Below are 4,588 nucleotides of genomic sequence, written 5' to 3' on the forward strand. Positions count from 1 at the left end.
CCCCGACGCCGGCCCGCTCGGCGGCTCGGGAGTTGAAGTATTCGTTGTCGCGGTCGATGCCGAGCAGGTTCGACGACGTGTCCGAGCATCGCGCCACGTAGACCGCATCGGACGTGGTGATCTTGACGTTGCGGTTGGTCAGCCCACCAGGAAGGTCCTCGAGCCGACGCGGCCTTCCCGCCAGCACTGGCAATTGCTCCAGAAGCGCGTCGAGTTGAGCACCGTTGAGCGAGAAGGACATCGCGTGTCAGTCGGCTTCGCCGGAAGGGCTCAGGATTCGCCTCAGCAGGTGCATCGCGACGGTGGTCGACCGCTCCCGGATGTCGGATCGGTTGCCCGGCAGCAGAAGCGTGCGGGTGATCGTCGGGCCGTCGGCGAGCCGCACGCTGAAGCACACCGTCCCCACCGGCTTGTCGGGGCTGCCTCCCCCGGGTCCGGCGATGCCCGTGATCGCCACCGCGGTGTCGGCGCCGAAGCGTTGCAACGCACCTGCCGCCATGGCCTCGGCGACGGGTTCGGACACCGCCCCGTGCTCGGCGAGCAGCCGAGGGTCCACCCCGAGCAGTTCGATCTTTGCCTCGTTGGAGTAGCTCACCACGCCGCCCGCGACGTAGGCCGACGATCCGGCCCGGTCGGTGAGCCGCGCGGCGACCATTCCGGCAGTGCACGATTCGGCCGTTGCGATGGTCCGGCCTGCCAACAGCTCCGCGACCTGGTCGTCGACCAGCGAACCGTCTTCTGAGAAGATCTGGCCGCCGTGGCGCTCGCGCAGCAACGAGACGAGCTTGGTGTACACCGGCGCGGCGTCGGGCTCGTAGCGCGTCACGATCTCCAACTCGCCGCGCCGCAGACAGGTGGTGATCTCCAGGCGGTCGAATTCGGTGATGCCGACCTCGCCATCGCGAAGGGTCTCGGCGAGGCCGGATTCGGGTAGCCCGAACATCCTGATGGTGTCCTGCACGTACTCGGTACGGCCTGCGATCGCCTCGAGCACGGCGGCGGAGCCGATCGCCTTGTCCCACATCGGTTGGAGCTCGCGCGGCGGTCCCGGCAACACCACGACCGTCGGTTTGCCCGGCACGACGACGCCGGGCGCCGTACCAACGGGGCCGAGGATCTCAGCACCGACCGGGACCATGGCCTGCTTGCGATTGGCCGCCATCACGGCATCGAAGTCAACGCCCTCGCGGCGCTGCATCAGCCGCTTGAGGATGTCGGCGATGGTGTTCTCCAGTGCCGAATCCAGGACCAGCTCCCGGCCGCAGAAGCGCGCCACGGTCGCGACGGTCATGTCGTCGGCGGTGGGCCCGAGCCCGCCACTGGTGACGATGAGGTCGACGCCTTCGCCTGCCAGGAACCTGAGCTGGGCCTCGATGTCCGACGGCCTGTCACCGCAGATCGTGATGTGCGCAAGCTCAACCCCGAGCTCGAGCAATCGATCGGCAAGCCACGGACCGTTGCGGTCCTGGACGCGTCCGGTGAGGACTTCGGTTCCGGTGACGACGATGCCCGCGCGTGCGCTCACGGGGTATGACACTACGACGCCCGCCGGGTTCGGGTGTCGTGGCGTCTCGCCGGATGTCGCGCGCAGTTCAGCGGTTGGCCACGTCGACCGACTACGTTCGGCGGCCGTGACGACCACCGTGGTGGCCTTGCCTGCCGTGATGGACCCGATGTATTGGCTCGGGGACGGCGGCCCGTTCGGCTCCGCGGTGCTTCCCGCCGTCATGCTGGTCGTGTTCGTCGAGACGGGACTGCTGATCCCGTTCCTCCCCGGTGACACCCTGCTGTTCACGGCTGGTCTGCTTGCGGCGCAATCGGACGCCCCCGTGGGGATCTGGACGCTCGCGCCGTGCGCCGCGCTCGCGGCGGTCCTGGGCGGCCAGACCGGCTACCTGATCGGCTGGCGGCTTGGCCCCGCGCTGTTCAGTGAGGACGCGCGCTTCTTCAAGCGGGACTACCTGACCTCGTCGCACGCCTTCTTCTCCCGACATGGCCGCAAGACGGTCGTGATCGGACACTTCGTCGGCGTGGTGCGGACGTTCACCCCCGTCATCGCGGGCGCGTCGGGGATGCGCTACCCCGTGTTCCTGGCGTACGACGTGCTGGGCGCGGTGGCGTGGGGCGTCGGACTCACGGTGGTGGGATTCCACCTCGGCAACGTGTCATTCGTCGGCGCGCACCTCGAACTGATGGTCGTTCTCATCGCCGTGCTCTCGACGGTGCCGGTGGCGGCATCGGTGCTCCGCGCGGCTCTCGCGCGACGGCGCACCTAGCGGATCACCTGGCAAGCCAGCCCTTCACCGTCGCGAGATCCCGCGAGTACGTCTCGAGGATGTCGTCCTGGTAGCGGGACCCGCCACTGATCGCATCATCGCCCTGCCAGATCACGCGCACCCGGGTCTGGCCGCGCAGGTAAATGTCGACGCGCTCGTCCACCCTGCGGTTCCAGCCGGCCGCTGCCGTGGTCTCTGCGAGTTCCGACCGTTGATTCGTGGTGGTCACCGCTGTCTCCTCTCGGATGGGGCTCATGGGCCCATCCTTCCGGTAGGAGATCCCGCGTGTTGAGCCGCCCCGGTTTTCAGGAACCGTCCAGGGGGTAGCCGTAGCTTCGCTGTGATGTCCATGAAGGCGAACGCTTGGGTCCGCTCGTACGGGCCTGCCGTCTTGGTCCTGGCACTCGTCGCTTATGCGGGCATGTACGTGCGGTGGCCCAGTCTCGCTGGTCAGGTAGATCTGCTGGTGTACCGGTTCGGGGCGCTGCGGGCGCTGAGCGGACAGGACGTGTACTCGATCGGGTTGACGGGGAACCCGCACACGCTGCTGTTCGACTACACCCCCTTCGCCGCGCTGTGCTCGCTTCCGCTGACGTTCGTCTCACCGGTGATGGCACAGGTCCTCGGGCTGGTGGTCAACGTCGCGTTGGTGCTCTACGCGGTCCGACACATGCTGACCCGGCTCGGGGTGGCCGGGGCGGCGGCGCTCTGGAGTCTTGGTGCGCTGCTCGTCGGGCTCGTCCTGTGGCTGGAACCGGTGCGGCTGTCGCTGCAGCTGGGGCAGGTCAACCTCGTCATCCTCGCCGTCGTGGTCGCCGACCTGCTCGGTTCGGACAAGCGCAAGTGGGCGGGCGTCGGCATCGGCATCGTCGCGGGCATCAAACTCACGCCCGCACTGTTCATCGTCTACCTCATCCTCCTCGGCAGACGGCGGCCCGCGGTGGTGGCGTCGCTGACGTTCGCCGCCACCGTCGTGATCGGGTTCGCGGTCTTGCCGAGGGATTCGGGCTACTTCTGGCTGCGCGGTGGTTTCCACGACGTCGCCAGGATCACCAGTGACCCGGTGGCCAACACCAGCCTGAAGGGTTTGTTCGTCCGCCTGCACGTCGTCGGCGCCCCGACGATCGTCGCGACCGCGCTCCTTGCCGTCGTCGCGCTGACGATCGCGGTGCTGGCGTGGCGGCGCGGTCGGCACGTCCTGGGCCTGGCCATCGTGGGGATGTCGTCGGCGGCGTTGTCACCGTTCAGCTGGAGCCACCATTGGGTGTGGGTCGCCCCGCTACTGGTCCATCTCGGTCACCGCGCCTACGTCCTCGGCAGCAGGTGGTCGCTGGTGGCGCTGTGGGTGCTGTGGGCGACGTTCGCCGGGTGGGTGGTGTCGGCGAAGGGCGATACGCCAGAGACGGGCCTGTTGGCGTTCCGCCTGGGCGGGACGTGGGACGTGCTGATCCCGACGGCGTATCTGGTGGCCTTCGCGGGAGTGCTGGTCTGTACTGCGGGGAATCTGTTCCGAAGCCGCCGCTACGAGACGGGCACCAGCACGGGCAACGTGTTGTACCCGGTGACGCGCACCCAGTCGGCCGACGCGGAGCGACTGAGCACCGATGCGCGCAGTTCGACCGTCTCGCCGGGGAAGACCGTCACGTAGTTATCGTCGTATTCGATGGGCAGGATCTCGTCGCCGTCCCTGCCCGAGGTCACCTCGGCCCGTTCGAAGAACGCGATCTGCTTGCCCGCGTTGTGCAGTTGGATCGTCACGGCATCCTGGCCCTCGCCGTTCGTCGACCGGTGCGCGGACACCTCCAGGGGCGCCTTCGGCAGGGAGTTCAGAGGGGTCATGTCGGCCCAGCTGTCCTGGTGCAGGTCGAAGGCGAAGTCGCCGTCGGGATTTCCGACGTCGTCATTGCGTTGCGATTGCCAGTAGACGTTGTTGGCAACGACCTGGCCCGCGGAGTCGAGCACCTCGCAGCGGACGAAGAACACCCGCGAGTCCCGCGCCTGCCTGGGCAGTGTCATGGCCAGCGTGGCGCCCCCCGACGGCACGGCGAGGTCTTCACTGGTCTGGTCGTCGCGCAGCCTGCCCTGCAGGTCGTACACGCGCACCCGAGTCCGCAGGTTGGTGACGTCGTTCGGGGTCTGGTTCACCAGGGTGACCCTTGCCTGGCTGTGATCCCCCGTCGCGTAGGAGTCGAAGACCGCCGAGATCGGACGTAGCCCCTTCTTGGCGCCGAAGTAGGCGCCGCCCGGCCGCAGGAAGTAGTCGAAGATGTTGCCGAAGAACGACGGCCAGTGGTTGTTGAGCATCCAGTAGA

Annotated in this window: 3 protein-coding genes and 3 pseudogenes; 2 read left to right on the forward strand and 4 right to left on the reverse strand. The window is 67.9% G+C overall.

Annotated features, from left to right (window positions below):
• Positions 1 to 241: pseudogene (locus ACRDUX_RS14990) on the reverse strand (LPS biosynthesis choline kinase); the annotation flags it as partial.
• A gap of 6 nt (positions 242 to 247) precedes the next feature.
• On the reverse strand, positions 248 to 1,525 hold the full coding sequence (locus tag ACRDUX_RS14995; protein ID WP_526414813.1) for a competence/damage-inducible protein A: 1,278 nt from the start codon (positions 1,523 to 1,525) through the stop codon (positions 248 to 250).
• A 106-nt stretch (positions 1,526 to 1,631) separates the two neighbouring features.
• On the opposite strand from ACRDUX_RS14995, the gene ACRDUX_RS15000 reads away from it, so the two are divergent.
• Positions 1,632 to 2,276, forward strand: coding sequence for a VTT domain-containing protein (locus tag ACRDUX_RS15000; RefSeq protein ID WP_526414814.1), 645 nt, complete (start codon positions 1,632 to 1,634; stop codon positions 2,274 to 2,276).
• Positions 2,277 to 2,280: 4 nt separating this feature from the next.
• Here ACRDUX_RS15000 and ACRDUX_RS15005 read toward each other — a convergent pair whose 3' ends face one another.
• Positions 2,281 to 2,532: a hypothetical protein gene (locus tag ACRDUX_RS15005; protein WP_526414815.1), complete on the reverse strand. Its 252-nt coding sequence runs from the start codon at positions 2,530 to 2,532 to the stop codon at positions 2,281 to 2,283.
• Positions 2,533 to 2,697: 165 nt separating this feature from the next.
• Between ACRDUX_RS15005 and ACRDUX_RS15010 the strand changes: the two are divergent.
• Positions 2,698 to 3,504 (forward strand): annotated as a pseudogene (locus ACRDUX_RS15010) (glycosyltransferase 87 family protein); the annotation flags it as partial.
• A gap of 293 nt (positions 3,505 to 3,797) precedes the next feature.
• Here the strand turns inward: ACRDUX_RS15010 and ACRDUX_RS15015 are convergent.
• Positions 3,798 to 4,588, reverse strand: a pseudogene (locus ACRDUX_RS15015) (glycoside hydrolase); the annotation flags it as partial.

This window comes from Mycobacterium sp., assembly GCF_050701675.1.
Classification (GTDB): Bacteria; Actinomycetota; Actinomycetes; order Mycobacteriales; family Mycobacteriaceae; genus Mycobacterium.